Below are 26,094 nucleotides of genomic sequence, written 5' to 3'. Positions count from 1 at the left end.
ACCGGGCAGACTGGTCGCGTGTCCGCTCCGGTCCTGTCCCCGCCCCTGACCGCCCGGCTCTTCCGCGCGGTGTCGATCGCCGAGGCCTGCTCGTGGGTCGGCCTGCTGGTCGGGATGTTCTTCAAGTACGTCGCCGTCGGGAACCCGATCGGCGTCACGGTGTTCGGCCCGATCCACGGCGCCCTGTTCGTGGCCTACGTCGTGGTCACGCTGGTCACCGCCCGGGTGTTCCGCTGGGACCTGCGCACGCTGGTGGTCGCGCTGGCCGTGAGCATCCCGCCGCTGGCGACGCTGTGGTTCGAGCGCTGGGTGCGGCGGACCGGACGGTTGGACTACTCCCCGTCGGGGTCGGCCAGCGCCTGATAGGCCGGGCGCAGCAGCTCCACCACCGACGCCCCGCGCACCGCCACCGGGAACTCCGGCACCTGGTCGAGCAGGGCGTCGGACGGGGTCCGCGGCCCGGCGATCCGCTCGCCGAGCCCCGGGCCCGCGACGAAGTAGGTGTCGAGCAGGTCCGCCAGTGGCGTGACGCCCGTGGGGGCGGGGGACCCGCGCCGCGCGCGCAGGTCGTCGAGCAGGGTCTCGCGGTCGCGCCCGCGCAGCGCGAGGATCTGGAACGGGTCGGCGTCGAAGCGCTCCGCGAGCACGTAGAACACCGCGGCGAGGTGCTTGCAGGGCACCGCGAAGTCGGGGCAGCTGCAGTCCATCACCAGGTCGCGCGCTGTGGCGGGGAACAGGCTCAGCCCGGCGCGGTCGAACACGTCCTCGATCCCGCGCGGCATCTCCCCGGCCAGCAGGGCCGCGGCGTAGGAGGCGTCGGCGGCCAGGGTGTCGAGGACCTGGGTCCACTCGGCCTTGCCGTACGCGGGCACCCCGATCCGCGCCTTGTAGGGCTGCGGTCTGCTGCCCTGCACCTGCGCGACGGCGCCGCCCGCGTCGACGTCGAGGGAGACGATCTGCCCGGCGCGGGCGTAGGACCTGCCGCGGGAGAGCCGCCCACCGATGCCGAGCGACTCCACGACCGCGAGGAACCGCCCCGACCACCACGTTCGCGCCACCTTGCCGCGGGTGTTGCGGATCTGGATGCCGCCCTCGACGCGGCGGGGCCCCGACGACTCCTCGTCGCGCCACCAGAAGGGGTCCGGCTCAACCATCCACGTCCTCCAGCGCCTCGCTGCCCAGCGCGAACACCTCGCGCAGCGACTCGGTGGACAGCTCGGTGAGCCACCCCTCCCCGTCGCCGACGACCATCTCCGAGAGCGCCTTCTTCTTCGTGATCATCTCGTCGACGCGCTCCTCGACGGTGCCCGGGCAGACGAACTTGCGCACCTGGACGTTGCGTTTCTGCCCGATCCGGAACGCGCGGTCGGTGGCCTGGTTCTCCACCGCGGGGTTCCACCAGCGGTCGAGGTGGACGACGTGGTTGGCCGCGGTGAGCGTGAGCCCGGTGCCGCCCGCCTTGAGCGAGAGCAGCAGGACCGGCGCGCCCTCACCGGCCTGGAACCGCGCGACCATCTCGTCGCGGCGCTTCTTCGGCGTGCCGCCGTGCAGGTAGGCGACATCGGTGTCGAAGCGGGCGCTGAGGTGCGGCACGAGGAGGTGCCCGAACTCGGTGAACTGCGTGAAGCACAGGACGCGGTCGCCCTCGTCGAGGATCTCCCCGAGGATCTCCTCCAGCCGGATGATCTTCCCGGACCGCCGTCCGACCGCGGAGCCGTCGTGCAGCAGCTGCGCGGGGTGGTTGCAGACCTGCTTGAGCTTGGTCATCGCCGCGAGGACGTTGCCCCGCCGCTCGATGCCCTGGCTGTCCTCGATCTTCTCCATCATGTCGTCGACGACCGTGCGGTAGAGCGAGGCCTGCTCGCGGGTGAGCCGGTAGTGCTGGGTGATCTCGATCTTCTCGGGCAGGTCGTCGATGATCGTGGGGTCGGTCTTGAGCCGGCGCAGCAGGTAGGGCCGGGTGACGCGGCGCAGCAGCTCCGCGGCCTCGGTGCTGCCGTGGCGCTCGACGGGGATCGCGTAGCGGGCCCGGAACTTCTCCGACGTGCCGAGCAGGCCAGGGTTGAGGACGTCCATCAGCGACCACAGCTCCGAGAGCCGGTTCTCCACCGGCGTGCCGGTGAGCGCGACCCGGTGCCCGGCGACGAACCGGCGCACGGCCTGAGCGTGGGTGGCCCGGCTGTTCTTGACGGCCTGGGCCTCGTCGAGCACGAGCCGGTGCCACGGCCTCGACTCCAGGTCCTCGACGTCGCGGGTGGCGGTGGCGTAGGTCGTGACGACGAGGTCGGACGCGGCGATCTTCTCCGTCAGCTCGGCGCCGCGCGGGCGGCCGGGGCCGTGGTGGGCGTGGATCCGCAGGCCGGGGGCGAACTTCGCGGCCTCGCGCTGCCAGGTGCCGACGAGTGACATCGGGCACAGCAGCAGCGTCGGCCCGGGGTCGGTGTCGCGGCGCTCGTGCGCCTCCAGGGCCAGGAGCTGCACAGTCTTGCCCAGGCCCATGTCGTCGGCCAGGCACGCACCGAGCCCGAGGCGGGCCAGGAACGCCAGCCATGCGACGCCGCGCTGCTGGTAGGGCCGCAGCTCGGCGCGGAACCCGGGGATCGGCGGGATCGGGGCGAGTGCGGTCTCGGCCCGGCCGGCGAGCAGGTCGCCGATCCAGCCGTCGGTGCGCACGGCGACGGGCAGCGGCGCGTCCTGGTCGTCGGGGTGCTGCTGGGCGACCGCGAGCACCTCGGCGACGGTGGGGGCCCGGCCGCGCCGCCGCGCCGTGGCGAGGAACTCCAGGCCCGCGCGGAGCCGGTCGGCGTCGACGCTGACCCAGCGCCCGCGCAGCCGCACCAGCGGCGCCTTCGCCGCCACCAGCTCACCGATCTCCTCCTCGGAGAGCTCCTCGTCGCCGACGGCGAGGGACCAGGCGAAATCGGCCAGCTCCTCGCGGCCCAGCCCGCCGCGCGTGATCACGCCGTCGGTGGGGGTGCTGCGGGCGCTGAGCGTGAGCCCGACCGTGCGCGCGCCGTCCCAGCCCGCCGGGAGCTGCACCCCGAACCCGGCCCCGACCAGCAGTGCGGCGTCGGAGGTGAGGAAGCGGTGGGCGCCGTCGAGGTCGAGCTCGTGGCGCGACGGGCGGGCCGAGCGCAGCGCGTCGGCCAGCGACGGCACCACCTGTGCGGCGCGCCCCAGCTCGGCGAGCAGCAGCTCCTGGGGCTCCGCGATGAGCCGCGCCGCCGCGCCGTCCCAGACCTGCTCGGCGGGGATCTGCAGGCTCGGGTCGGCGCTGGACTGCAGCAGGAACTCCAGGACCCAGCGCGTGCCGTCGCCGGTCTGGTCGTCGAGGTCCTCGCCCGGGTCGGACGGGTCGTGCAGCGTGCGCTCCTCGACGAGGCGGAAGCTCGCGCGGCCCTCGCCGGTGGGGGCGGTGCCGAACGCGTCCCACGCCGCGAGCTCGTCGGCGAGGCGGCCCTGCTCGCGCTCGCCGGCGTCGACCCGGGCGTCGGGGGTGAGGAGGGCGGCGAGCCAGGCCTCCGTGACGGGTGACCTGCTCCGTCGCGCCGGCGCGATCGTGATGGGTTCGGGGGTGCGGGCCAGCCGGTCGCGCACCCCGGTGTCGACGAGGACGGCGAGCGCATCGGCCACCAGCGCGCCCGGGTCGGGGCCGATCAGCTCCGTGCGGGTGCCGGTGTGCTCGGCGCGCCCGACCGGCGGCATCGCGGACGCGAGCGTGTCGACGGCCACCGCGTCGAGGCCCTGCACGACGGGGCGCCACCGGGCCTCACCGGCGACCAGCGTGGGCAGGACGCGCCCGCGCGCGACCAGGTCGGCCGCCGTCGCGGCGACCGCGCGCAGGTGGGTGACGGACGCGCCGTAGCGCACCTCGTCGACCGGGTCCTCCAGCTCCGCGACGTCGACGACCAGCGCGGGCACCGACCACGGCCGCAGCACCGGCCCGCCCCGCGGTGACGTGTCGCGGGCCCGGACCAGCTCCGGCGAGGCCAGGGGCCCGCCCGCCCGCGAGGGCAGCAGCAGGGAGACCGTGGTGGCCTTGCCCGGGTGCAGTGCCGCGAGGCCGGCCGACGACACCGCGAACGGGTGCGGCCGGGCCGAGCGCAGCGACCGGCTGCTACCGGTGGCCGGCCGCTCGCCGTCCTCGGCCCAGATCAGCACGCCCCGACCGGGGGACCAGAGGGCGTGGACGGCGAGCACGGACCCAACCTACGACGGCCCCCCGACAGTCCGGTGCCCGCCGCCGGCTCCGCGCACCCGTCGCTGCTACGCGCACGGTCGAGGGTGCGCGGGGGGTGAAGGGATGCGCGTGGTCGCGGAGGTCGCGGCCGCACCGGCCCCGCGCCGGGGGGCCCGGCGCGCACGATCGGTGCCGACGCGCACCGTCGAGCGTGCGCGGCCCGCGAGACGGTGCGCGCGGGCCGGGTCGAGCGTGCGCGGCCCGCCGGAGGGTGCGCGTGGGCCGGGCGGTCCTACCGCGCCCGCCCGTCGGTCGGAACCAGGTCGGCGTACTCGGGGTGCTTCGCGATCCAGCCCCGCACGAACGGGCAGTCCGGGTGCACGGCGAGGCCGCGGGCGCGGGCCGTGTCGAGGGCCGACCGCACCAGCACCCCGCCGAGGCCCCGGCCCGCGACGGCGTCGGAGACCTCGGTGTGGGTGAACCGGAGACCCCCGGGAACGGGGCGGTAGGCCGCGAATCCGACCGTCGCCCCGTCGACGCGGACCTCGAACCGGGACCGCTCCGGAACCTCGACGACCTCGACGACCTCGGCGTCAGCCACGGGCGCCGCCGTGCGGGATGTACGTCGCCGGGACGACGCCCAGCTTGCCCTTCTGGTAATCCTCGAACGCGGCCATGACCTCGGCCTTGGTGTTCATCACGAACGGCCCGGCCCACGCGATCGGCTCCCGGATCGGGGCGCCGCCGAGGATCACGACGTCCATGCCGTCCAGGCGCGACTCCTGCGCGTCGGCCGCGGCGACGGACAGGGCGTCGCCCGGCCCGAACAGGGCCGCCTGCCCCGTCCGGATCGGCCGCCGGTCGGCGCCGACGGTGCCGTCCCCGGACAGGACGTATACCAGCGCGTTGAAGTCGCGCCGCCACGGCAGCCGCACCTGCGCGCCGGGGGAGAGGGTGGCGTGCATCATCGCCATCGGGGTGTAGGTCGAACCCGGGCCGGTGTGCCCGGCCAGGTCGCCGGCGATGACGCGGATCAGTGCGCCGCCGTCGGGTGTGGTCACCAGGGCCGCCGAGGAGCCGCGCAGGTCCTGGTACTTCGGCTCCAGCCACTTGTCCGCCTTGGGCAGGTTGACCCACAGCTGCAGGCCGTGGAACAGCCCGCCGCTCGCGACGAGCGCCTCCGGTGGCCGCTCGATGTGCAGCAGCCCGCCGCCCGCGGTCATCCACTGCGTGTCGCCGTTGGTGATCGACCCGCCGCCGCCGTGGCTGTCCTGGTGCTCGAACTCGCCGTCCATGATGTACGTCACGGTCTCGAAGCCGCGGTGCGGATGCCACGACGTGCCCTTGGGCTCGCCGGGCGCGTACTCGACCTCGCCCATCTGGTCCATCATCAGGAACGGGTCGAGATCGCGGAGCTCGATGCCGGCGAAGGCCCGACGCACGGGAAACCCCTCGCCCTCGAACCCGGTCGGAGCGGTGGTGATCGAGCGGACGGGCCGGTCCGTGGCCGTCGCGTCCGGCGCGGCGACCCGGGGGAGAACGGTGATGTCGGGGACGGTGACGGCGGGCATCGCAGGACCTCCGGGGTAAAGTTGTTGCAAGCGCAACAAAGAACGGCGCGCGGGCGCCGATTGTTCCCGATACTGGGGCCCATGCCGGACCTGGACCTCGTCGACGGCCACAACGACCTGCCCTGGGCGCTGCGCGCCCGGGGTGATGCCGACGTGGCGCAGCCCCAACCGCAGTTCCACACGGACCTGCCCCGGCTCCGGGCGGGGCAGGTGGCCGCCCAGTTCTGGTCGGTCTACGTGCCCTGCTCCTACACCGGCGACGCGGCCGTCACCGCGGTGCTGGAGCAGATCGACCTGGTGCACCGCCTGGTCGCGCGGTACCCGGACCAGCTGGCCCCGGCGACGACCGCGGACGAGGTGGCCGCCGCGACGGCGCAGGGCCGGGTCGCCTCGTTGCTCGGCGCCGAGGGCGGGCACTGCATCAACGGCTCGCTCGCCGTGCTGCGGATGCTGCGCCGCCTCGGCGTCCGCTACCTGACGCTGACCCACAACAGCAACGTCGAGTGGGCCGACTCCGCCACCGACGACCCCGTCTGCGGGGGCCTGTCCCCGTTCGGCCGCGAGGTCGTCGCCGAGATGAACCGGATCGGCATGATCGTCGACCTCTCGCACGTCGCCGCCACCACCATGCGCGACGCCCTCGACGCGACCGCCGCCCCCGTGCTGTTCACGCACTCGTCGTGCCGCGCGGTCACCGACCACCCCCGCAACGTCCCCGACGACGTCCTCGCGGCGCTCGCGGCCAACGGCGGCACGGCGATGGTGACGTTCGTACCGCGCTTCGTCTCCACCGCCGTCGAGGAGTGGGACGAGCGGCTCGCCGAGGCCATGGCCGGCCGGGGTCTCGACCACAACGACCTCCGCGCCCGCGACGCCTTCGCCGCCGTCTGGGACGGCCCGGCCTCCCCCCGCGCGACCCTCGGGGACGTCGTCGCCCATCTCGACCACGCCCGCGAGGTGGCCGGCGTCGACCACATCGGGATCGGCGGGGACTACGACGGCTGCTCGGAGTTCCCCACCGGCCTGGAGGACGTCTCCCGCTACCCGGCCCTGTTCGACGCGCTGGCCGACCGCGGCTGGTCGGGGGAGGACCGCGCCAAGCTGGCCGGGCGCAACGCCCTGCGGGTGCTGCGCGCGGCCGACGAGAGCGGCAGTATCTGAGCATGCCCACAGTCGTGCTGGAGAAGTACTCGTTCCTGGAGAGCCCACGCTGGCGGGAGGGGCGGATCTGGGTGTCCGACTTCTACACCCACCGCGTCCTCTCCGCGCGCGAGGACGGCTCCGACGTGCGGGTGGAGGCCGAGGTGGCCGCACAGCCGTCGGGCCTGGGATGGCTGCCCGACGGCCGGCTGCTGATCGTCTCGATGCGCGACCACCGCGTGCTGCGCCGCGAGACCGACGGGACGCTCTCCGTCCACGCCGACCTCTCCGGGTACGCCACCGGGTTGCTCAACGACATGGTCGTCGACCCCGACGGGCGCGCGTTCGTCGGCAACTTCGGGTTCGACCTCATGACGGGTGCCCCCGTGCGGACCGCGTCGGTGGTGCGCATCGACCCCGACGGCTCCTCCACGGTCGCCGCCACCGACCTGAGCTTCCCCAACGGGTCGGTGTTCATCAACGGCGAGTACGTCGTCGCGGAGACCCTCGGCAACCGGATCAGCGGCTACCCCGTCGACTTCGACGGCTCGCTCGGGCAGCGCCGGGACTGGGCCCGCTTCGGTGACCACCCGACGAGCACCGACGTGCCCGAGGTCCTCGGGTCGCTCGCGATCGCGCCGGACGGGATGTGCGCCGACGCCGAGGGGGCGGTGTGGGCGGCCGACGCCCTGGGCAACCGGGCCGTCCGCGTGCGGCCGCAGGGGGCGATCGTCGAGACCGTCGACGTCGGCACCGGCGTGTACGCGTGCGCGCTCGGCGGCGAGGACGGGCGGACGCTGTTCCTGTGCACCGCCCCCGGGTTCGCCGAGCACGAGCGGCGCGACACCCGCGAGGCGGCGCTGGTGTCGGTCCGCGTCGAGATCCCGGCCCCCTGAGTGCCGGTCCTCGACGACGCCCAGCGCCGCGAGCGGCTCGCCGCCGCCCCCGTCGCCCGGCTCGCGACCCTGCGCGCCGACGGCACCCCACGGCTGGTCCCGTTCACGTTCGTGCTGCTCGGGGACCTGCTGTGCTCCGCGATCGACGACGTGAAGCCCAAGACCAGCACCCGCCTCGCCCGCCTCGACGACGTGCGCCGCGACCCGCGCGTCGCCGCGGTCGCCGACCACTACGCCGACGACTGGTCGACGCTGTGGTGGGTGCGGGTCGACGGGACGGCCGCGGTGCACGACGACGGTCCGCTGCGCGCCGACGCGCTCGCCGCGCTGTGCGCGAAGTACCCGCCCTACGCCGCGGCCCCGCCGGACGGCGCGGTCCTGGTGATCACCCCGGAACGGTGGTCGGGCTGGACGGCCACGGCCTGACCCGCCCGAACTCGTGCGCAGGGGTCAGGGGAGGGGGGCGAGGAACTCCAGCAGCGCGGCGGTCGTCTCCTCCGGTGCCTCCAGGTGGGGGGCGTGGGCGCAGTCGAGGACCACCAGCCGCACCGGGCCCGTGGCGAGGTCGCGCACCGCCTCCACGTGGGCGACCGTGCCGTAGGGGTCCCCGGTGCCCTGGACGGCGAGCACCGGGCAGGTGATGCCGGGGAGGTCGGGGCGCAGGTCCCAGGCGCGGAAGTCGTCGCTGAGCCACACGTCGTTCCAGTTGTGGAACGCGGCGTCGGGGTCGCGGTGCCGCCGCGCCATCCGCCCGCGCAGGTCGCCCTCGACGTACGCGGTGCGGGCCGCGCGCACCCCGACGAGCCCGAACTCCTCCGCGAACACGTGCGGGGCCAGCACCGCGAGCCCGACCACCTCCGCTCCCGCGGCGTGCACCAGCCCGATGGACGCCCCGTCGCTGTGCCCGATCACCACCGGCGCCGCCATCCCCAACGCCGCCCGCAGCGCGGGGAGGACGACACGGGCCTCCTCGTGCATGAACCCGGTGTCGCGCGGCGCGGGCGGCGGATCGGACCAGCCGTGCCCGAGCCGGGAGTACGCCACGGTGCGCCGCCCGGTGGCGTCGGCGATCCGGCGGTGCCAGCCGCGCCACAGCGCGACCGACCCGAGGCCCTCGTGCAGGAACAACAGCGGCGCGCGGTCGGGGTCGCCCGGCACGTCGTCGAACTCGACGCGGCCGCCGGGCACCGCGACCGTGGGAAGATCGGACACGTGTCGAACGTAGCCGTCCCCCGTTCCACCTCGCCGTCCCCGTCGACGACCTCGACGCCGCCCGCGCGTTCTACGGCGACGTGCTCGGCCTCGCCCGCGGCCGCGGCGCGGAGCACCGGCAGGACTGGGACCTGCACGGCCACCGGTTCGGCACCCACGTCGCGCCGGGGGCGGGGCCGGGCGGGCACAGCGGGGTCGACGGCCACCGCGTGCCGGTGCCGCACTTCGGACTCGTGCTGCTCCGGACTCGTGCTGGGCGTCGAGGGGTCCCACGCCACCGCCGGGCGGTTGCGCGCGGCGGGCACCGCGTTCGTGATCGAGCCCTACCCGCGGTTCGCGGGCGAGCCGGGGGAGCAGTGGACGCTGTTCCTGCTCGACCCGGCGGGCAACACGCTGGAGTTCACGGCGTTCGCGGACCCCGCGCAGCTGTTCGCGAGCTGACTCCCGCCGCGAGCTTCCTCGGGGCGATCACCAGGTAGGCGTCGGTGACGATCTCGGCGATCTCGTCCCAGTCGGGGTCGACGTCGAGCCGCACCCCGAGCCAGCCGCGCCCGCCGACGTAGGGCGGGCGGAAGAAGCGCTCCGGCTCGGCGGCCACCAGTTCCTCCTGCACGCCGGGCGGGGCGGCGCACCAGAACGCGAGCCGGTCGTCGTGGTGGTGGTCGGCGAGGGACACGAACACCTTGCGCACGAACCACGTCGGCTCGCCGTGGCTGACCTTCTCGGTCACCTCGGGCAGGGCCAGGCACAGGGCGCGCAGCCGGGCGACGGGATCCTGCGGGGTCTGCTCCTCCGTACCGTCCACCAGCCCAGCATCGCACCGGAGGCCTCCCGGCACCTACGATCCTCCGCGTGGAGCGCCCGGACGAGGTTCTGGCCGGGGTCGTGGACCGGTTGCCGGTCGGGGTGTTCGCGCTCGACGAGGACGAGGCCGTCGTGCTGTGGAACAGCCACGCCGAGCATCTGACCGGATGGCCCCCGGACCGGGTGCTGGGCACGCGCCTCACCGAGGCGTCGATGGACGGCCCCGCGCTCGCCCGGATCGCCGACGAGCTGCGCGCCGGCCGCCCGTTCACCGGGCGCGTCCCGGCCCGCGGGTCGGGCCCGACGCTGTACTTCCGGGCCGTGCCCGTCACCGTGCCGGGCCTCTCGGTGGTCGGGGTGCTCCAGGACGTCGTCGACACCCGGGCGGGCGACGAGGCGTTCGCGCTGCTCGACGCGCTGTGGGAGAGCGCGCCTGTCGGGCTCGCCTACTTCGACACCGCGCTGCGCTACCGCCGCGTCAACGGTGCCGTCCTCGACATCGACGGCGGCACCGTCGACCAGCGGCTCGGCCGGACGCTGGAGGAGGTGCACGGCGCCGTCGGCGCCACCATCGCCGACGGTCTGCGCGCGGTACTGGCCGACGGGGCGGCGCGCCCCGCCGTGCCGATCCGGGGCCGGCTCTGGCACGGGGACGGCCCGCCGCAGGAGTGGCGGATGAGCATGTACCCGGTGCACGCCCCGGACGGCGAGATGATCGGGTGCGGTGTCGTGATCGTCGACGTCACCGTGGCGGAGAAGACCCGCCGCGAGCTCGCGCGCGTCGCCGCCCAGCGCGAGCACGCGCTCAACCGCTACCAGAGCCTCATCGAGGCGACGAGCGCCGCGGTGTGGGTGCGCGAGGTCGACGGCAGCGCACGCCGCGACGCCCCCGGCCTGCGCGCGATCACCGGGCAGAGCATCGCGGCGATGCGCGGCTGGGGCTTCCTCGACGCGGTGCACCCCCAGCACCGCGACGCCTGGCGCGCGTCGTGGGAGCAGGCCGTCGCCGCGGAGACCGCTGAGGTCTTCTCGCAGGTCTACCGGCTGCGCACGGCCGACGGTGGGTACCGCTGGTTCCGCACCCGCGCCGTGCCGGTGCGCACCGAGGGCCGCGTCGCGCAGTGGGTGGGCACGGAGACCGACATCGACGACGGCGTCCGCGCCCGTGACCGGCTCGACCTGCTCGCCGGCGCCACGCTCGCGATGAACTCCGCCACCGAACCCGAGGGCGAGCTCGGTGCGCTGGCCGACGCGCTCGTGCCCGACTTCGCCGACGTCTGCCGCGTCTACCTCGTGGACCCGTCCCGGACGGGCGGCGGCGTCACCGGGCGCCGCTCGGTGTCCCGCACCGCGCCCGGCCTGCCCGAGTCGCCGATGGGCGACGCCCGGTTCGTGTTCGCCGCGACGCACCCGATCGCCCGCTGCGTCCGCGGCGGGGCGCCGGTGCTCGCCGACGTGCCGCGGGTCGACACCCGCGACTGGCAGCCGACCCCGGAGATGGCGCAGTGGGGGATCGGGGTCGACGCCCACTCGGTGCTGGTGGCGCCGGTGCTCTCCGGCGGGGTCGTCGTCGCGGCGCTGCTGTTCGTGGGGGTCGGCGACCGGCCCCGCTACACCGAGGACGACCTGGGCCTGGTCGGGGAGCTGGGCACGCGGGCCTCCACCGCGGTCGAGCGGGCGACCGCGTTCCAGCAGAGCAGGCAGGTCGCCGTCGCGCTGCAGAGCGCGATGCTCACCGACCCGCCGACCGCGCCCGGACTGGAGATCGAGACGCGCTACCTGCCCGCCGCGGCGGGCCTCGCGGTGGGCGGCGACTGGTTCGACGCGTTCCCGCTGCCCGGCGGCGACCTCGCCGTCGGGGTCGGCGACGTCGCCGGTCACGACCTCCCCGCGGCGGCGACGATGGGCCAGCTCCGCAGCATGCTGCGGGCACTCGCCGACGCCGACCACCCGCCGTCGACGGCGGTGGCGGCGCTCGACCGCGTCGCCACCCGGCTCGCCGTCACCCGGTTCACCACGCTCGTGCACGGTCACGTGGTGCAGCGCGCGGGGGAGGCCGTCTTCCGCTGGTCCAACGCCGGGCACCCGCCGCCCGTCGTGGTGTCGGCGGCGGGCGAGCCCGCGTTCCTGACCGGGGACGTCGGGATCGTCCTGGGCGTCGCCCCCGACACGGTGCGCCGCGACAGCGAGATCGTCCTGCCCCCGGGCAGCACCCTGCTGCTCTACACCGACGGGCTCGTCGAGCGCCGCCGCGACCCGGACGGCCGCGCGAACGCCGACCTGCTCGAGCTCGTCCGGGCCCACGCCCACCGCCCGCTCGGCGAGTTCTGCGACCACCTCGTCCGCGACACCGCGGCCGACACCGACGACGACATCGTGGTGCTGGCGGTGCGGGTCGCGTGATCCCCGATCTCGTGTCCCGCATCGGGGCGCTCCCCGGCCGGCGGGTCGTGGTGGGCGTCGCCGGCTGCCCCGGCGCGGGCAAGACGACGCTGGTCGCGGCTTTGCGCGACGCGGTGGCGGCCGAGCACGGCGCCGACGCCGTCGCGCACGTCCCGATGGACGGGTTCCACCTCGCCGACGTCGAGCTGGCCCGGCTGGGCCGCGCCGGTCGCAAGGGCGCCCCCGACACCTTCGACGTCGGCGGCTACGTCGCCCTGCTGCGCCGGATCCGCGCGCGGGACGAGGACGTCGTCCTCGCGCCGATGTTCGAGCGCGACCTCGAGCAGGCGGTGGCCGGGGCGATCCCGGTGCCGCGCGCCGCCCGGGTGGTCCTCACGGAGGGCAACTACCTGCTGCTCGACGAACCTGGCTGGCGCGAGGTCCGCGCCGAGCTGGACGAGGTCTGGTTCTGTGCCGTCGACGACGACCTGCGTCGGGCCCGGCTCACGGCCCGGCACGTGCGGTTCGGGAGGACCCCGGCGGAGGCGGCCGCCTGGGTGGCGGCGGTCGACGACCCCAACGCGGTGCTGGTCGAGGCCACCCGGGGGCGAGCCGACCTGGTGGTGCGGGTCGGCTAGTGGTGAGCGGCCCGGTGTCCGGCCAGGACGTCGAGCCCGAAGTCGGCCTCGGGGTCGCGCCACACCGAGTGGGCGTGGTTGACGTCGCGCTGGGTGTTGTCCCACTCCAGCAGCAGCCGCGGGCCCTGCAGCCGGTAGTAGTGCGGCTCGCCCGGGGTCGTGGAACCCGCCCAGGCCAGGTGAACGGCGTCGAGAGCGGCGTCGTCGGCGTAGCGGGGGAGCGGCGACAGGCCCTCGGCCACCCGGTCGAGGTAACACCCCAGCAGCGCGCGCAGCCGCTCGCGCTGCCCCGCGTCCAGCGCCGAGGCGGGCACGCCCTTCGGGGCGTGGGTGAGGGCGACCGCGGCGTGGTCGGTGTCGTCCAGCCCGGCCGTGTCGTCGATCGCGTCGCTCATCCGCTGCAGCTTCGCCTGCTCGCCCGCGTCGTCGAACGGAGCCCGCCACACCCCGGCGAGCGGGATCACGCGGTCGCCGGGTGACACCCGGCTGCGGTTGGCCGTGACGATGTCCGACGGCGCGCGCGGCAGCAGCACCGCGGCGGCGGCGAGGTCGGCGTCGAGGGAGCGGACGAGGTCGCGCGCGAGGTCCTCCACGGCCCCGAGCGGGCGCAGGCGCGCGCCGCCGAGCAGGGGGGAGGACGCGGGATCGGCCCCGAGGAACAGCGGCGTCGTCGCGGCCACCCGCCCGTCGACGACGACGACGTTGACCGACACGTGGTGCCCGCCGAACCGCCACGCCCACGGCGCCGCACCCCCCGGCTCGCCGAAGACGCGCAGGTAGTAGAGGCCGGGGTCGCGCCCGCGGTCGCGACCGAAGCCCGTGACGAAGCCCTCGGTGCGGTCGAGCACGTTCTCCAGTCCCATCACCGTCGTCGCGGTGACGTACGCGGCCTCGGACAGCACGCTCGCGACGAGCGCCATCGCCAGCCGCTGCTGGGCGGGGCGCTGGGCGTGGACGGTGAGCCCGCCGTGGTCGGTGGGGGTGTAGAACCAGCGCAGCCGCTCGGCGTCGTCGGCGGACCCGGGGACCGCGCCGGACGCGACGCGGCGCTGGTCGGCGTCGAGGGAGGCGAGCCACGCCGCCGCGGCCCCCGCTGTCCGGGTGGCGATGTCGCGGGCGGGATCTGCGGTGATCACCCGGGGATGCTACCCGTCAGGGGCGGGGCCGACCCGCTCCGATCCGACAGCCGATCGCCTCCGGGGCCAGGCCCGTGAGGTCGGCGATCAGCGAGCGGGCGGCGTCCTCGGCCCCGACCATCGACAGCACCGTGGTGGCCGCCTCGATCTCCGGGACGTAGAGGACGATCCGCCGGTCCGACGGCCACGCCAGCACCTCGAAGGTGCGTACCAGGGGGTCGTCGTCCACCCGGTCACGGTAGACCCGCCGTGGGCGCGGCGACACGGGTTCCGGCCGGGCCGTCCTAGCCGCAGGGCGTGACCGAGCAGTCCTGCGTGGACGGCGTGGTCCGCGTCGGTTCCGGGTCGCCCCCGCCGTTGCCGAACAGCAGCGAGTCCTGCTCGCGGGGCCGTTCGGGTTGCGGGGCGTCGGTCTCCTGCGGGACCTCCGGCGTCGGTGGCACGGGCGTCTCGGAGGACGGCGTGACGACCGGCTCCGGGGTGGGCGTCGGGGTCGGCGTCGCCTCCGGGTCGACGCCGGGGGGTGCGTCCGACGCCGCCTCGCCGATCGGCCGGTACGGGGGGAACGTCTCCACCGGCGCCTCGTCGAGGGCCTCGCCCATGAACGTCTGCCAGACATCACCGGGGAGCGTCTTGCCGCTGATCGGGTCGCCGCTCGACGTGCGGATCGGGGTGTTCATGTCGGTGCCGATCCACACCGACGTCGACAGCGACGGGGTGAACCCGGCCATCCAGGCGTCGTTGTTGTCGCCGTCGAACCGCGACTGCACGGTGCCCGTCTTCGCCGCGACCGGCCGCCCGTCGGGCAGCGCGAGCCCGTCCTGGCCCGCGACCTCCAGCATCGACTCGACGACGTTGCGCGCGACCCGCTCCGGGAACCGGCGCTCGCCCTCGGTCGGTGCGGAGAACAGCACCCGCCCGTCGGCCGTGACGACCTCGCTGACCAGGTGGGGCTGGTGCCAGACCCCGCCACCGGCGATCGTGGCGTACGCCGAGGCCAGCTCCAGCGCGCTGACCTCCTTGTTGCCGAGTGCGATGCCCTCGTTCGGGTCGTCCAGGGGCGCGGTGATCCCGGCGGCCCGCGCGGCGGCGGCGACGCTCTCCGGCCCGACCTGCTTGGCGAGGGTGTTGAACACGACGTTGTTGGAGACCGTCATGGCCTGCTTGAGGTCGCAGCGGTCGCAGTCGGCCCCCTCGGCGTTGCGGAGCCCGGGCACCTCCTCGCCGTCGAACGTCTCGCCCAGGCCGACCGGCGGGTCCTGCTGCAGCCCGGCGAGCACGACGAACGGCTTGAACGTCGACCCGGCGAGGCGCTGCACGCGGGCGTAGTCCAGGCCCAGGCCGTTGTCGCCGCCGTAGTAGGCGAGGATCCCGCCGGTCTGCGGTTCGATCGCGACCATCGCGCTGCGCAGGTTGTCCGGCTGCCCCTCCAGAGCCGCCTGCGCGGCGTCGACGGCCTGCTGCTGGCGCTCCGGGTCGATCGTCGTGGTGATCCGCAGGCCCTCCTGGGCGAGATCCTCGGAGGTGATCCCGAGCGAGTCGAGCTCGGCGGTGACGGCGGTGACGACGTGGCCGTTCGCGTCGGCGGGCACCCCGGCCGCGGCCCGGCGCGGCTCGATCGTCGCGGGGAACTGGACCGTGGCCCGCTCCGGAGCGCCCAGCCAGCCCTGCGCGACCATCCCGTCGAGCACGAAGTTCCAGCGCTCGACGGCCCGGTCCGGGTTGCGCGCCGGGTCCCAGCGCGACGGGGACTGGATCAGCCCGGCCAGCAGTGCGCCCTCGCTCGGGTCCAGCAGCTGCACCGGCTTGCCGAAGTAGGCCTGGCTCGCGGACTGGATGCCGTAGGCGCCGCGGCCGAAGTAGATGGCGTTGAGGTAGTCGCCGAGGATCTCGTCCTTCGTCCGCTCCTGCGAGATCTTGACGGCGAGCACGACCTCCTTGTACTTGCGCCACAGCGAGTACTCGTCGCCGACGAGGGCGTTCTTGACGTACTGCTGCGTGATCGTCGAGCCGCCGCCCGAGCCGCCCTGCACCTGGTTCCAGACCGCGCGCAGGATGCCGGTGAGGTCGAAGCCCGGGTTGGAGTAGAACGTGCGGTCCTCGGCGGCGAGCACCGCCTCGCGGACGTGCGGGGGGACGTCGCCGATGGCCACCGCGATCCGGTTGCCCTCCTCGGGCACCAGCCGGGTGAGGCGGCTGCCGTCGGAGTAGGACACCAGTGCGACCTGGTTCGTCACCGCGTCGGTGGGGCTGGGGACGGAGAAGAACACCCAACCCAGGCCGAAGACCAGGAGCGGGCCCAGCAACCCCGCGGCCAGCCCGGCGAGCACGGTGCGGCGGATCAGCCGCAGGCGCTGCGAGCGGCGCTCCTCGGGGGTCGCCGGCCTGCGGTGCTGCGAGCCTCCACCGCCGGGGCGCAGGCGCGCGACGAGTGCGCCGATCCGGCCGGGGGCCGCCCGGCGGCGGCCGGATCCGTCGCCGCGGGGGGTGTCCTGACCCGGTCCACCGCGGCGCCGCGTCGGGGGCTGCCACCAGCCGACCGCACCGGCCTCGGCCCGGCGGCGCCCGCCCGGCGCTCGTGTGGAGACGACGGTGTGTGCACCCGACACCGGTCACCTCCCGCTCGTCTCGCCGCTCCGGGGCGCCGGAGGTTCCATCCCCCCAACGGGTCACCGCACGGGCGCGATGTGGCGCGCGCTCCGAGATCACCCGATGAGAGGAAGCGTGTCGCGCCCCGTCCCGGTGATGCGGTCGACCGCGGCGACTGTACGTAGTCAGGTTGGGCCGTTCGGTCCAGCCCCCGGCAGGCGTAGCGTCGGCGGGGTGCGCAACGGTGGCTGGAACGTGGTGTGGCGGCGGGCCGTGCTCGGTGCGGGATTCGCGGTGGGGGCACTCGGCGTACTCGGGGCGGCCGGGGCCCGGCGCCCGGTGATCCGGCGCTGGCCTGCGTCGATCGTGCAGGCGGCGCCGTGTCTGCCCGCGTCGGAGGCCCCCGGGGCGATGGCGCTGCTCGCCGGGGCGGCCGGGGTGGGCGCCGCGCTGGTCGGAGGCCCGGCGGGGTACGCCGCCACCGCGATCGACGGTCTGGCGGTCGCCGCGCTGCAGGGCCTGCGTGGTGACGCTGCGCGCTCGGCGACGGTCCTCGACGCCGCACTCGCGTCGCTGCCCGGGGTCCCGGAACCGCCCCGGCCCGGACGGTTGCCCGCCGGTCGCCCGGCTCGGAGCCGGCACCTGCGGGCGGCCGACCTCGCCTACGGTGACGACCCGGCCCAGCGCCTCGACGTGTGGGGTCCCGCCGAACCGGTCACGGGTGCGCCGGTGCTCGTGCAGGTGCACGGCGGCGGGTGGACGGGCGGGGACAAGGCCCTCTCCGCCTCGCCGCTGCTCGCCCACCTCGTCGACCGCGGGTGGGTGTGCGTCACCGTCAACTACCGGCTCGGCCCGCAGCAGCGGTGGCCGGCGATGATCGTCGACGTCAAGCGCGCGCTCGCGTGGGTGCACGAGCACATCGCCGAGCACGGCGGCGACCCCTCGTTCGTCGCGATCACCGGGGGGTCCGCGGGCGGGCACCTGGCGTCGCTGGCCGCGGTCACGGCGGGCGACCCGGCGTTCCAGCCCGGCTTCGAGGCGGACGACACCTCCGTCGTCGCGGCGGTGCCGGTGTACGGCGTGCACGACTTCTCCGTCGACGAGCACGGCCTGCACCACACGGTGCAGCACGGCGTCACCGGCACGACGTACGCCGCCGACCGCGCGACGTGGCTGGCCGCCTCGCCGCTGCACCGCGCGGGTCCGGGCGCCCCGCCGTTCCTGGTCGTGCACGGCAGCGCCGACACGATCGTCGCCGTCGGGCAGTCGCGGCGGTTCGTCGCGCGGATGCGGGAGCTGGGCAACGAGGTGTACTTCGCCGAGCTGCCGCACGCCCAGCACGGCTTCGACGGATTCCCGACCGCGCGCACCGGGCACCACGTCCGGGCGGTCCACCGGTTCCTCTCCGCCGTCCACGCGCGTCGGACGGTCCCGGCGGCCACCACGGTGGGGTGACGCGCTGAAGTTGCGCGCAACTCCGATTGTGCGCGAACGGCCTATGGTGTTGGGGCGTCCGACCACGCAAACTGTGCGCGCGGCCCAGGGCTGGCCGCGGTGGACGGCTCGGGGAGTACGACGTGCTGGCATGGGTCGTGGGTGGAGCCGCCGTCTGGATGGTGTCCGCGGTGGGCGTCGCGGGAGTGCTCGGTGCGGTGATCGCCCGGGCCGACCGCGAGGACCCCTTCGTCGACGTCTCCCGGATGCTCGTGCCCACCCAGCGCACCGCATCGCCGATGTGCGACTGCCCGGTGCACAGCGCGGTCTCCTGAGCGCTGCTACGGGGTGAGCAGCGCCGCCATCCGCTCGCGCAGTGCGGTGGCCGCCGAGTAGGGACGCACCATCACCGTCAGCTCGGTGAGCACGCCGTCCACCGCCCTCAGGATGTCCACGCCCTGCAGCGCGCGGTCACCGACGCGGGCGGTGAAGACCAGGACGCGCCCGTCGTCGTCGCCGTACGCGTCGGTGTAGGTGAAGTCCTCGAACACGGAGACGACTGCGGTCAGGATCGCCCGCAGCGCGTCACGCCCGACGTAGGTCTGGTGCACGACGGGGGAGACGAAGACGGCGTCGGGGGCGAACAGCGCCACGGCCGCGTCGACGTCACCGGCGTGGACGGCGTCGCGGAACGCGGAGATCGGGTCGGTCATCCGGCCATGGTGCCCGCCGGGGCGAACGCGTCCGCCAGCAGCTCGTAGGAGCGGATCCGGTCGGCACCGCTGTGGGCGCCGGTGACGACCATCAGCTCGTCGACGCCGGTGCGCTCGACGAGGGCGCGCACGCCGTCGCGGACCGTGTCGGGGGAGCCGATGACCTGCCCGGCCAGCCGGTCGTCGACGAACGCCTGCTCCTGGCTCGAGTACGGGTAGGCGGCGGCCTCCTCGGGCGTCGGCACGAGGCCGGGGGTGCCCAGGCGGAGCTTGAGGAACTGCAGGGCGCTCGGCAGGGCGAGGCGCTGCGCCTCGGCGTCGGTCTCGGCGGCGAGCACCGACGCGGCGATCATCGAGTAGGGCTCCTGGAGCGTGCCGGGCCGGAACGTCTCGCGGTACAGGGCCAGCGCGGCGTCGGTGTTCTCGCCGCTGAAGTGGTGCGCGAAGGCGAACGGCAGCCCGAGCAGGCCCGCGACCTGCGCGCTGTACCCGCTCGAGCCCAGCAGCCACATGTCCGGCTGCTGCCCGTGCGCGGGCACGGCGGTGACCGGTCCCTCGCCGCGGAAGTAGGAGGCGAGCTCGGTGAGCTGCTCGAGGAAGTCGTCGGCCCCCAGCGACCCGGTGCCGCGGCGCAGGGCCTGCGCGGTGCGCGGGTCGGTGCCCGGGGCGCGCCCGATGCCGAGGTCGATCCGGCCGGGGTGCAGGGCGTCGAGGGTGCCGAACTGCTCGGCGACCACCAGCGGCTGGTGGTTCGGCAGCATCACCCCGCCGGAACCGACCCGGATCGTCGACGACGCCCCGGCCAGGTGCGCGATCAGCACCGCGGGCGACGAGCTGGCGATGCCGGGCATGCCGTGGTGCTCGGCCACCCAGTAGCGGCGGAAGCCGAGCTGCTCCACGCGCCGGATCAGCGCGGTGCTGGCCCGCAGCGCTTCGGTGGGGGTCGAGCCGGAGCCGACGGGGACGAGGTCGAGCACGGAGAGAGGCACCACGACCGGTGCAACCGCCGCGGTGCGGAGGTTCTTCCCGGACGCGCGTTCGGTCCAGCGGGCCCGCCGCCGCGCGTCGGCATGCCGTGTCCGGTCGCTCACCGTTCGTGAACTGGGATGTGCTCGACCGGCCTACATGACGACCCGGGGACTGCCGTCCAACGGACCTGCCGGCCCTGCGGTGTTCGGCCGCAACTATACGTCTGAAAGCGTGGAGTTCCGTTGGTCCGAAGGTCTCGTGAAACAATTCTGAGCAAGGAAGGACGGCCGCTTGTCAACGATCCACGACGTCCTCCGGGAACTGCTCCAGCTGCCCGGTGCGACGTATTCCTGTGCCGCCGTCCGGGCGAGCGGTGACGTCGTCGCCGCGGCCGGTGCGGAGTCGCTCGACCCGGCCGCCGTCGTGCGCTGGGCCCGGACCGCGGCCGACCTGCTCGCCGACGACGACCTCGACGACCTGATGGTCACCTCGCGCCGGTCCTACCTGCTCGTCCGCCCGGTCGACGGCGGACGGCACGGGCCGTTGCTCGTGGCGCTGCGCCTGGACCGGTCCCGGGCCAACCTGGCCGCAGCCCGTCGCGAATTGGCGATGGTCCGGCTCGACCGACCACACAACGTGCTTCCACCTGCATCGATGTCCGATCCGGTGGCTCCGCTCGAGCTCGCGCCCCTGCCGCGTCGCGTGCCTGCGGCGATCCCGCCGGCCGCGGCCTGGACCCCGCCGGGCCGGACCCCGTCGGCCCGGGCGGCACGGTGGCCCTCCCGGGCCCGGCCGCCGTCCCCGGCCGGACTCGCCGTCGTGCCCCCGCCGCGCGGGCACGCCGCCGTCCCCGAGCCCCGCCCGGAGCCCGCCGCCCCGATGCCACGCTGGGCCGACGACGTCGGCACCCTGCGGCGGCTGCTCGACGGGCTGCGCGCGCTGCGCTGACGTCCTTGCGGGAATGCGCGGAAAAGGGGGTCACATGAACGAGCGAGAACTGTGGGGGTTACGGTCGGCGGACCCCGAACGGGTCACGGTCGCAAACTCCCCGTGTCGACCGGAATCTGTGCCTCTGGAGGCTCGGCAATGAACATCGAACACTCGCTCGACATGGTCGCCAACATCAAGGGCGCATTCGCGACCGCCATCGTCGACTACGACAGCGGCATGACGCTGGGCTCCCGCGGTGGCAGCCCGGAGTTCGACCTCGACGTCGCGGCCCCCGGCAACAGCGAGGTCGTCCGCACCAAGCTCGAGGTCATGGAGAAGCTGGGCCTGCGCGAGGGCATCGAGGACATCCTGATCACCCTCGACACCCAGTACCACCTCATCCGCCCGATCCACGGCAACAGCGAGGAGAAGCTGTTCTTCTACCTCGTGCTCAACCGCGCCCAGGCCAACCTGGCCATGGCCCGGCGCGACCTGCGGGTCATCGAGCAGCAGTTCTACATGGCCGCACCCGGGGTCAAGGCGGGTCGCCCCAGCCCGGGTGACCAGGCGTTCTTCCCCGCCGCAGCCGGGCGCTGAGCGGCCCGCGCGGGGTGTGGGGAGGCCGGTCCCGATGTCGCGGCACCGCCACACCGTGAACGTCCGCGCGGACGGGTTGCAGACCGTGCTCGGGCCGCTGCTGCGCGACCGGCGGGTCGTCACCGCCGTGCTGCTCGACGTCGACAGCGGGATGGTGCTCGACGCGTGGTCCTCGCACCTCGGGCGCGCGGATCTGGAGCTGCTGGGGGCAGGCCACGCCGAGCTGGTCCGGACCGTCCGTGCTGGTGCGGACGGCCGGGACGAGGGGTGCGAGGTCGTGGCGAGCCTCGGCGACGACCGGCACCACGTGGTGCGGACCGTCCCCGACCCGCACGGCGACCACCTCGCGCTCTCGGTCGTCGTCGTCGGTCGTCGCCGGGCGCTGGAGCGGGCGCGGCGGCGGTTGCGGGTGGTGTCGGCCGCGGCCCTCACGGCGGGGCCCACCATGGCGCGCCGTCCCGGTGCGCTGAGCCGGCCCACCCCGCCGGATCCGGCCGCGGTTCCTGTTGCCGGGGTTCCTGTTGCTGGGATTCCTGTTGCTGGGATTCCTGTTGCTGGGGTTCCCGGTCCTGGGGCTCCGATCCGCGGTGCGGCCGCTCCCGGCCCGGCACCCAGCGTCGCTGCGCCGGTCGGCCGCGAGCGGCCGGTCGCCGCGCGGGCCCACGGTGGCGACGCGGCCCTGCTGTCCCTCGGGCGGACGGTCCGGCACGACGCGGCCGGTGCGGCGCTGGCACTCGGTGACGACGTGCTGCCGCCCTGCCCGCCGATCCTCCGGGCGGTGCCGCCGTCGCAGGGAGCCCCGTCCCCGGCCGATCTGCAGCCGGACCGCCCGCGCGCCCCGATCGCCGCGCTGGCGCCCGGCCCGCGGCGGCAGCCACCGGACGAGGGCTGACCTGGGGCTGGGCCGTTCGGCGTAATCGGGCGTGTCCGGATGGGCAGGTCCCCGCGGGCCCCGCCCGGTGCGGGAGTATGCCGCGATGGCTGTCCCCGCCCCCCGGCTCGTCGCCGCACTGGTCGAGCTGTCGACGCGTGCCGGCGCGCGCTCCGTCCGCGTCGTCGACGGCCGCACTGGCACCGTCGTCGCCACGGCGGGAGCCGGTCCCGAGCCCGGTGACGCCACCGTCCCGGGTGTCGACGACCCGGCCACGGTGGTCGGCCTGCTCCGCGAGGCGATGGCGTTGGGGACGGGCGGTCTCGACGACGTCGTGGTCACCACCGACCGCTCGGTGCACGTGCTGCGGCCCGCCACGGTCGCCGGGGTCTTCGTGCACCTGCGGCTGGACGTGGGCCGGGCCGACACCGTCCGGGCCCGCCGTGCCCTGGCCGACCCGGCGTTCCACGACGCGGTGCGGCGGGCCGTCGCTCCCGTCGAGGCCGTCCCCGCTGCGGTGCACCCGGCGTCGGGGCCGCCCCGGTCGGCGTCGGCTCTGACGTTCGGCCCGGCCCGGGTGGCCGCCGATCACGACCCCGGTGCGCACGGCGGGTCCGGGGTCGGTCCGCCGGCCGTCCGGCCGCCTGCCCCGGCGTTCGCCCCGGTCCCCGCCCCGCCCGTCGTCGCGGTCCCGGTCGTGGTGACCGCCCCGGCCCCGGCCCCGGCTCCGTCCGATGTCCCTGTGTCGCCTGATGTCCCTGGGCCGCCCGGTGCCACGCCGTCGTCCACCACGACCACCATGTCCACCGCCCCGTCGTTGTTCGGTGCCGCCGTGTCGCCCGCCGCCGTGTCGCCCGCCGCCGCGGTGCCGTCCACCGCCGTGCCGCTCCCGAGGTCGGCCGATCCGGCGCCCCCCGTCCCGGCCCCGCGCACGGCACGGCCCGCGCCGCAGCAGCCCGCGCTGGCCGGCCTGGTCGCCGACCGGGCCCGCACCGGGGACGGGGCCCGGGCGGCCGTCGCCCTCGCCGAGCTGAGCCGCCCCGATGCTCCGGCGGTCGTCCTGCCCCGCCGCCGCTCCGCCCGGGGAGTGCGGGTGGTGCCCGCCCCGCGGTCGGGCGGCACGACCGGGCTGCCCGAGAGGTCGTGGGCCCGCGACCTCGACACCCTGCGCCGCCTCGCCGACGGCCTGCGCCGCCTGAGCTGAGCGACGTTCGGAAGCCGCGCCGAAAGGGTGTGGCGCCGGACCTCTAGCATCGAGGGGACGTCCGCACCACCCCCCTTGCCCGAACCCCCTGGAGGCCCTCCGTGTCCGCGCCCGCACCCAGCCCCGCCCCCGCTCCCGTCCGGGTGCCGGCGGGGACGACCGCGGGCGCCGCCGTCCGCGAGGCGGGCCTGCCGACGAACGGGCCGAGCGCGGTCGTCGTCGTCCGCACCCTGCCCGACGGAGACGGCGCCGGGCAGCTCCGCGACCTCGCCTGGATCCCCGACGTCGACGTCGAGGTCGAGTCCGTCGGTGCCGACACCCCGGACGGCCGCGCCGTGATCCGGCACTCCGCCGCGCACGTGCTCGCCCAGGCCGTGCAGCAGCTGCGCCCGGAGGCGAAGCTCGGGATCGGCCCGCCCGTCGTCGACGGCTTCTACTACGACTTCGACGTCGAGGTGCCGTTCACCCCGGAGGACCTGACCAAGCTCGAGTCCGCGATGAAGAAGATCATCAAGGCCGGGCAGAAGTTCGCGCGTCGCCGCTACGACTCCCTCGACGACGCCCGCAAGGAGCTCGCCGACGAGCCGTACAAGCTGGAGCTGATCGAGCTCAAGGGCGTCGACACCAGCGAGGTCATGGAGGTCGGCGGGGCGGAGCTCACCGCCTACGACAACGTGCACGCCCACACCGGCGAGGTGGTGTGGTCGGACCTGTGCCGCGGCCCGCACGTGCCGACCACGAAGTTCATCCCGGCGTTCAAGCTGATGCGCAGCGCCGCGGCGTACTGGCGGGGCAGCGAGAAGAACCCGATGCTGCAGCGCATCTACGGCACCGCGTGGGAGTCCACCGAGGCGATGGACCTGCACCTGGACCGCCTGCTGGAGGCCGAGAAGCGCGACCACCGCCGGCTGGGCTCCGAGCTGGACCTGTTCTCCTTCCCCGACGAGATCGGCTCGGGCCTGCCGGTCTTCCACCCGAAGGGCGGGATCATCCGCCGCGAGATGGAGGCGTACTCGCGGCAGCGGCACGAGGAGTCGGGCTACGAGTTCGTCACCAGCCCGCACATCACCAAGGGTCAGCTGTTCGAGACCTCCGGGCACCTGGACTGGTACGCCGAGGGCATGTACCCGGCGATGCACCTCGACGCCGAGCACAACGCCGACGGCACCGTGCGCAAGCCCGGCCAGGACTACTACCTCAAGCCGATGAACTGCCCGATGCACAACCTGATCTTCCGGTCCCGCGGGCGGAGCTACCGGGAGCTGCCGCTGCGGCTGTTCGAGTTCGGCACCGTGTACCGCTACGAGAAGTCCGGTGTGGTGCACGGCCTGACCCGTGCCCGCGGTTTCACCCAGGACGACGCGCACATCTACTGCACACCCGACCAGCTGCAGGACGAGATCAAGTCACTGTTGCGGTTCGTGCTGGACCTGCTGCGCGACTACGGCCTCGACGACTTCTACCTGGAGCTGTCCACCCGCAACCCGGAGAAGTCGGTGGGCACCGACGAGCAGTGGGAGGAGGCCACCGAGGCCCTGCGGGTGGCGGCGGAGGACTCCGGGCTGGAACTCGTCCTCGACCCCGGCGGCGCCGCGTTCTACGCGCCGAAGATCTCGGTGCAGGCGAAGGACGCGATCGGGCGCACCTGGCAGCTGTCCACGATCCAGGTCGACTTCCAGCTGCCCGACCGCTTCGACCTGGAGTACACCGCCGCCGACGGCTCGCGCCGGCAGCCCTACATGGTCCACCGCGCGCTGTTCGGGTCGATCGAGCGGTTCTTCGGCGTGCTGCTGGAGCACTACGCGGGCGCGTTCCCGGCATGGCTGGCGCCGGTGCAGGTCGTCGCGATCCCGGTCACCGACGAGCAGGTGCCCGCCGTCCGCGAGATCGCCGCGGCGCTGCGGGCGCGGGGGATCCGGGTCGAGGTCGACGCCGGCGACGACCGGATGCAGAAGAAGATCCGCACCCACACGCTCGCCAAGGTGCCCTTCATGCTGCTGGCGGGGGCGCGCGACGTCGAGGCCGGGGCCGTCAGCTTCCGGTTCCGCGACGGGACCCAGGTCAACGGCGTGCCGGTGTCCGATGCGGTCGACCGGATCGCGGCGTGGGTGGCGAGCCGGAACAACGCGAACCCCACCGCCGACGCCCTCACCCCCGCATGATCGTGATCATCCGCGCGTGAGGGCTGTCCGGAGGACCGTGACGCGCGACTGACGGCGATCACGTGCGGCCCTCGCCGGGGGACGGGCACGCCCGCGGACCCGCGGGCCTAGGATCGGCGCTCATGAGCGACGCCGCGGATCCGCAGCTGGAGCCCCGCGACGGCGTCGGCACGCCCGACGGTTTCCGCAGGCTGTGGACCCCCCACCGCATGGCCTACATCAAGGACGCCGGCACCACGGGCTGTCCGTTCTGCCGGATCCCGTCCCTGCCCGACGCCGAGGGGCTCGTGGTCGCGCGCGGCGACGCCGTCTACGCGGTGCTCAACCTGCACCCCTACAACCCCGGACACCTCATGCTGCTGCCCTACCGGCACGTCGCGGAGCTGGAGGACCTCACCGACGACGAGGCGGGAGAGCTGATGGCGTTCACCCAGGAGGCGGTCCGGACGTTGAAGCGGGTGGCGGCGCCGCACGCGTTCAACGTCGGGCTGAACCTGGGCACCGTCGCGGGCGGTTCGCTGGCCGACCACCTGCACCAGCACGTCGTCCCGCGCTGGGGAGGCGACGCCAACTTCATCGCCGTCGTCGGGCAGACCAAGGTCATCCCGCAGCTGTTGAGTGAGACCCGCGACCTGTTGGCGTCGGCCTGGGAGCAGCACGGATAGG

Annotated in this window: 25 protein-coding genes and 1 pseudogene; 15 read left to right on the top strand and 11 right to left on the bottom strand. The window is 74.9% G+C overall.

Annotation, left to right across the window (positions count from 1 at the left end):
- Window positions 1-18: 18 nt before the first annotated feature.
- Entirely contained in the window at window positions 19-363 is a 345-nt protein-coding gene (locus tag I4I81_RS09645; RefSeq protein ID WP_226363850.1) for a DUF3817 domain-containing protein, read from the top strand.
- On the opposite strand, the gene I4I81_RS09640 is transcribed toward I4I81_RS09645, so the two are convergent.
- From I4I81_RS09640 to I4I81_RS09625, 4 genes are all read right to left on the bottom strand, one after another.
- On the bottom strand, window positions 333-1,154 hold the full coding sequence (locus tag I4I81_RS09640; protein WP_218602507.1) for an SWIM zinc finger family protein: 822 nt from the start codon (window positions 1,152-1,154) through the stop codon (window positions 333-335). The genes I4I81_RS09645 and I4I81_RS09640 overlap by 31 nt on opposite strands.
- Entirely contained in the window at window positions 1,147-4,200 is a 3,054-nt protein-coding gene (locus tag I4I81_RS09635) for a DEAD/DEAH box helicase (protein ID WP_218602506.1), read from the bottom strand. Before I4I81_RS09635 ends, I4I81_RS09640 begins: the two co-directional genes overlap by 8 nt.
- Before the next feature lie 272 nt (window positions 4,201-4,472).
- Window positions 4,473-4,781, bottom strand: a complete 309-nt coding sequence (locus tag I4I81_RS09630) for a GNAT family N-acetyltransferase (RefSeq protein WP_218602505.1) — start codon at window positions 4,779-4,781, stop codon at window positions 4,473-4,475.
- A complete protein-coding gene (locus I4I81_RS09625) occupies window positions 4,774-5,751 on the bottom strand; it encodes a pirin family protein (protein WP_218602504.1) in 978 nt (325 codons plus the stop codon). The genes I4I81_RS09630 and I4I81_RS09625 overlap by 8 nt, the downstream gene beginning before the upstream one ends.
- Window positions 5,752-5,832: 81 nt before the next feature.
- On the opposite strand from I4I81_RS09625, the gene I4I81_RS09620 reads away from it, so the two are divergent.
- The 3 genes from I4I81_RS09620 to I4I81_RS09610 are packed head-to-tail and all read left to right on the top strand — an operon-like array spanning window position 5,833 to window position 8,213.
- Window positions 5,833-6,912 (top strand): dipeptidase, encoded by a 1,080-nt coding sequence (locus tag I4I81_RS09620; RefSeq protein ID WP_218602503.1) that lies wholly within the window; start codon window positions 5,833-5,835, stop codon window positions 6,910-6,912.
- A 2-nt stretch (window positions 6,913-6,914) separates the two neighbouring features.
- Entirely contained in the window at window positions 6,915-7,787 is an 873-nt protein-coding gene (locus I4I81_RS09615) for an SMP-30/gluconolactonase/LRE family protein (RefSeq protein WP_218602502.1), read from the top strand.
- Window positions 7,788-8,213, top strand: a complete 426-nt coding sequence (locus I4I81_RS09610; RefSeq protein ID WP_218615985.1) for a TIGR03668 family PPOX class F420-dependent oxidoreductase — start codon at window positions 7,788-7,790, stop codon at window positions 8,211-8,213.
- A gap of 24 nt (window positions 8,214-8,237) precedes the next feature.
- Here the strand turns inward: I4I81_RS09610 and I4I81_RS09605 are convergent, their stop codons facing one another.
- On the bottom strand, window positions 8,238-8,999 hold the full coding sequence (locus I4I81_RS09605; RefSeq protein WP_218615984.1) for an alpha/beta fold hydrolase: 762 nt from the start codon (window positions 8,997-8,999) through the stop codon (window positions 8,238-8,240).
- Window positions 9,000-9,010: 11 nt separating this feature from the next.
- Here I4I81_RS09605 and I4I81_RS09600 point away from each other — a divergent pair.
- Window positions 9,011-9,440 (top strand): annotated as a pseudogene (locus tag I4I81_RS09600) (VOC family protein); the annotation flags it as partial.
- Here I4I81_RS09600 and I4I81_RS09595 read toward each other — a convergent pair.
- The gene (locus I4I81_RS09595) at window positions 9,400-9,804 is read right to left on the bottom strand and encodes an MmcQ/YjbR family DNA-binding protein (RefSeq protein ID WP_218604947.1); all 405 of its coding nucleotides are present in this window, start codon (window positions 9,802-9,804) and stop codon (window positions 9,400-9,402) included. The pseudogene I4I81_RS09600 and the gene I4I81_RS09595 overlap by 41 nt on opposite strands.
- A gap of 47 nt (window positions 9,805-9,851) precedes the next feature.
- Here I4I81_RS09595 and I4I81_RS09590 point away from each other — a divergent pair, with 47 nt between their 5' ends.
- Window positions 9,852-12,206 carry a SpoIIE family protein phosphatase gene (locus I4I81_RS09590; protein WP_218604948.1) on the top strand — a complete coding sequence of 785 codons (2,355 nt, stop codon included), beginning with the start codon at window positions 9,852-9,854 and terminating at the stop codon, window positions 12,204-12,206.
- Window positions 12,203-12,823, top strand: a complete 621-nt coding sequence (locus tag I4I81_RS09585; RefSeq protein WP_218604949.1) for a nucleoside/nucleotide kinase family protein — start codon at window positions 12,203-12,205, stop codon at window positions 12,821-12,823. The genes I4I81_RS09590 and I4I81_RS09585 overlap by 4 nt, the downstream gene beginning before the upstream one ends.
- Here the strand turns inward: I4I81_RS09585 and I4I81_RS09580 are convergent.
- From I4I81_RS09580 to I4I81_RS31145, 3 genes are read right to left on the bottom strand one after another with little or no spacing between them, the layout of a single operon-like run.
- On the bottom strand, window positions 12,820-13,959 hold the full coding sequence (locus I4I81_RS09580; protein WP_226363849.1) for a DUF3500 domain-containing protein: 1,140 nt from the start codon (window positions 13,957-13,959) through the stop codon (window positions 12,820-12,822). The genes I4I81_RS09585 and I4I81_RS09580 overlap by 4 nt on opposite strands.
- A gap of 16 nt (window positions 13,960-13,975) precedes the next feature.
- Window positions 13,976-14,188, bottom strand: a complete 213-nt coding sequence (locus I4I81_RS09575) for a hypothetical protein (protein WP_218604950.1) — start codon at window positions 14,186-14,188, stop codon at window positions 13,976-13,978.
- Window positions 14,189-14,243: 55 nt separating this feature from the next.
- The gene (locus tag I4I81_RS31145) at window positions 14,244-16,568 is read right to left on the bottom strand and encodes a transglycosylase domain-containing protein (protein WP_267461538.1); all 2,325 of its coding nucleotides are present in this window, start codon (window positions 16,566-16,568) and stop codon (window positions 14,244-14,246) included.
- Window positions 16,569-16,782: 214 nt separating this feature from the next.
- On the opposite strand from I4I81_RS31145, the gene I4I81_RS09565 reads away from it, so the two are divergent.
- Together I4I81_RS09565 and I4I81_RS09560 are read left to right on the top strand one after the other, a co-directional pair.
- Window positions 16,783-18,003: an alpha/beta hydrolase gene (locus tag I4I81_RS09565; protein ID WP_218615983.1), complete on the top strand. Its 1,221-nt coding sequence runs from the start codon at window positions 16,783-16,785 to the stop codon at window positions 18,001-18,003.
- Window positions 18,004-18,125: 122 nt separating this feature from the next.
- Window positions 18,126-18,317: a hypothetical protein gene (locus I4I81_RS09560; protein WP_218606058.1), complete on the top strand. Its 192-nt coding sequence runs from the start codon at window positions 18,126-18,128 to the stop codon at window positions 18,315-18,317.
- A 6-nt stretch (window positions 18,318-18,323) separates the two neighbouring features.
- Here the strand turns inward: I4I81_RS09560 and I4I81_RS09555 are convergent, their stop codons facing one another.
- Window positions 18,324-18,695 carry a nuclear transport factor 2 family protein gene (locus I4I81_RS09555; RefSeq protein ID WP_225924527.1) on the bottom strand — a complete coding sequence of 124 codons (372 nt, stop codon included), beginning with the start codon at window positions 18,693-18,695 and terminating at the stop codon, window positions 18,324-18,326.
- The gene (locus I4I81_RS09550; RefSeq protein ID WP_218606061.1) at window positions 18,692-19,684 is read right to left on the bottom strand and encodes an LLM class flavin-dependent oxidoreductase; all 993 of its coding nucleotides are present in this window, start codon (window positions 19,682-19,684) and stop codon (window positions 18,692-18,694) included. Before I4I81_RS09550 ends, I4I81_RS09555 begins: the two co-directional genes overlap by 4 nt.
- Window positions 19,685-19,955: 271 nt before the next feature.
- Here I4I81_RS09550 and I4I81_RS09545 point away from each other — a divergent pair, with 271 nt between their 5' ends.
- The 6 genes from I4I81_RS09545 to I4I81_RS09520 all read left to right on the top strand — a co-directional run bounded on the left by I4I81_RS09545 (window position 19,956) and on the right by I4I81_RS09520 (window position 26,093).
- A complete protein-coding gene (locus I4I81_RS09545) occupies window positions 19,956-20,612 on the top strand; it encodes a hypothetical protein (protein WP_218615982.1) in 657 nt (218 codons plus the stop codon).
- A 138-nt stretch (window positions 20,613-20,750) separates the two neighbouring features.
- Window positions 20,751-21,191, top strand: coding sequence for a hypothetical protein (locus I4I81_RS09540; protein WP_218606332.1), 441 nt, complete (start codon window positions 20,751-20,753; stop codon window positions 21,189-21,191).
- Between the two features lie 55 nt (window positions 21,192-21,246).
- Window positions 21,247-22,083 carry a hypothetical protein gene (locus I4I81_RS09535; protein ID WP_218606331.1) on the top strand — a complete coding sequence of 279 codons (837 nt, stop codon included), beginning with the start codon at window positions 21,247-21,249 and terminating at the stop codon, window positions 22,081-22,083.
- Window positions 22,084-22,168: 85 nt separating this feature from the next.
- The gene (locus I4I81_RS09530) at window positions 22,169-23,266 is read left to right on the top strand and encodes a hypothetical protein (protein ID WP_218615981.1); all 1,098 of its coding nucleotides are present in this window, start codon (window positions 22,169-22,171) and stop codon (window positions 23,264-23,266) included.
- Window positions 23,267-23,367: 101 nt separating this feature from the next.
- Complete coding sequence (gene thrS / locus I4I81_RS09525; protein ID WP_218615980.1) at window positions 23,368-25,428, top strand: threonine--tRNA ligase; 2,061 nt, start codon at window positions 23,368-23,370, stop codon at window positions 25,426-25,428.
- A gap of 122 nt (window positions 25,429-25,550) precedes the next feature.
- A complete protein-coding gene (locus I4I81_RS09520) occupies window positions 25,551-26,093 on the top strand; it encodes an HIT family protein (protein ID WP_218605523.1) in 543 nt (180 codons plus the stop codon).
- Window position 26,094 lies beyond the last annotated feature (1 nt).

It is taken from the genome of Pseudonocardia abyssalis (assembly GCF_019263705.2).
GTDB classification, from domain to species: Bacteria; Actinomycetota; Actinomycetes; order Mycobacteriales; family Pseudonocardiaceae; genus Pseudonocardia; species Pseudonocardia abyssalis.
This window is presented reverse-complemented; position numbering and strand designations above follow the sequence as displayed.

Excerpts from the sequence above, each read along its gene's own strand:
- I4I81_RS09640 (WP_218602507.1), bottom strand. The coding sequence starts at position 1,154 with ATGGTTGAGCCGGACCCCTTCTGGTGGCGCGACGAGGAGTCGTCGGGG.
- I4I81_RS09625 (WP_218602504.1), bottom strand. The coding sequence starts at position 5,751 with ATGCCCGCCGTCACCGTCCCCGACATCACCGTTCTCCCCCGGGTCGCC.
- I4I81_RS09620 (WP_218602503.1), top strand. The coding sequence starts at position 5,833 with ATGCCGGACCTGGACCTCGTCGACGGCCACAACGACCTGCCCTGGGCG.
- I4I81_RS09615 (WP_218602502.1), top strand. The coding sequence starts at position 6,915 with ATGCCCACAGTCGTGCTGGAGAAGTACTCGTTCCTGGAGAGCCCACGC.
- I4I81_RS09555 (WP_225924527.1), bottom strand. The coding sequence starts at position 18,695 with ATGACCGACCCGATCTCCGCGTTCCGCGACGCCGTCCACGCCGGTGAC.
- I4I81_RS09540 (WP_218606332.1), top strand. The coding sequence starts at position 20,751 with ATGAACATCGAACACTCGCTCGACATGGTCGCCAACATCAAGGGCGCA.
- I4I81_RS09530 (WP_218615981.1), top strand. The coding sequence starts at position 22,169 with ATGGCTGTCCCCGCCCCCCGGCTCGTCGCCGCACTGGTCGAGCTGTCG.
- I4I81_RS09520 (WP_218605523.1), top strand. The coding sequence starts at position 25,551 with ATGAGCGACGCCGCGGATCCGCAGCTGGAGCCCCGCGACGGCGTCGGC.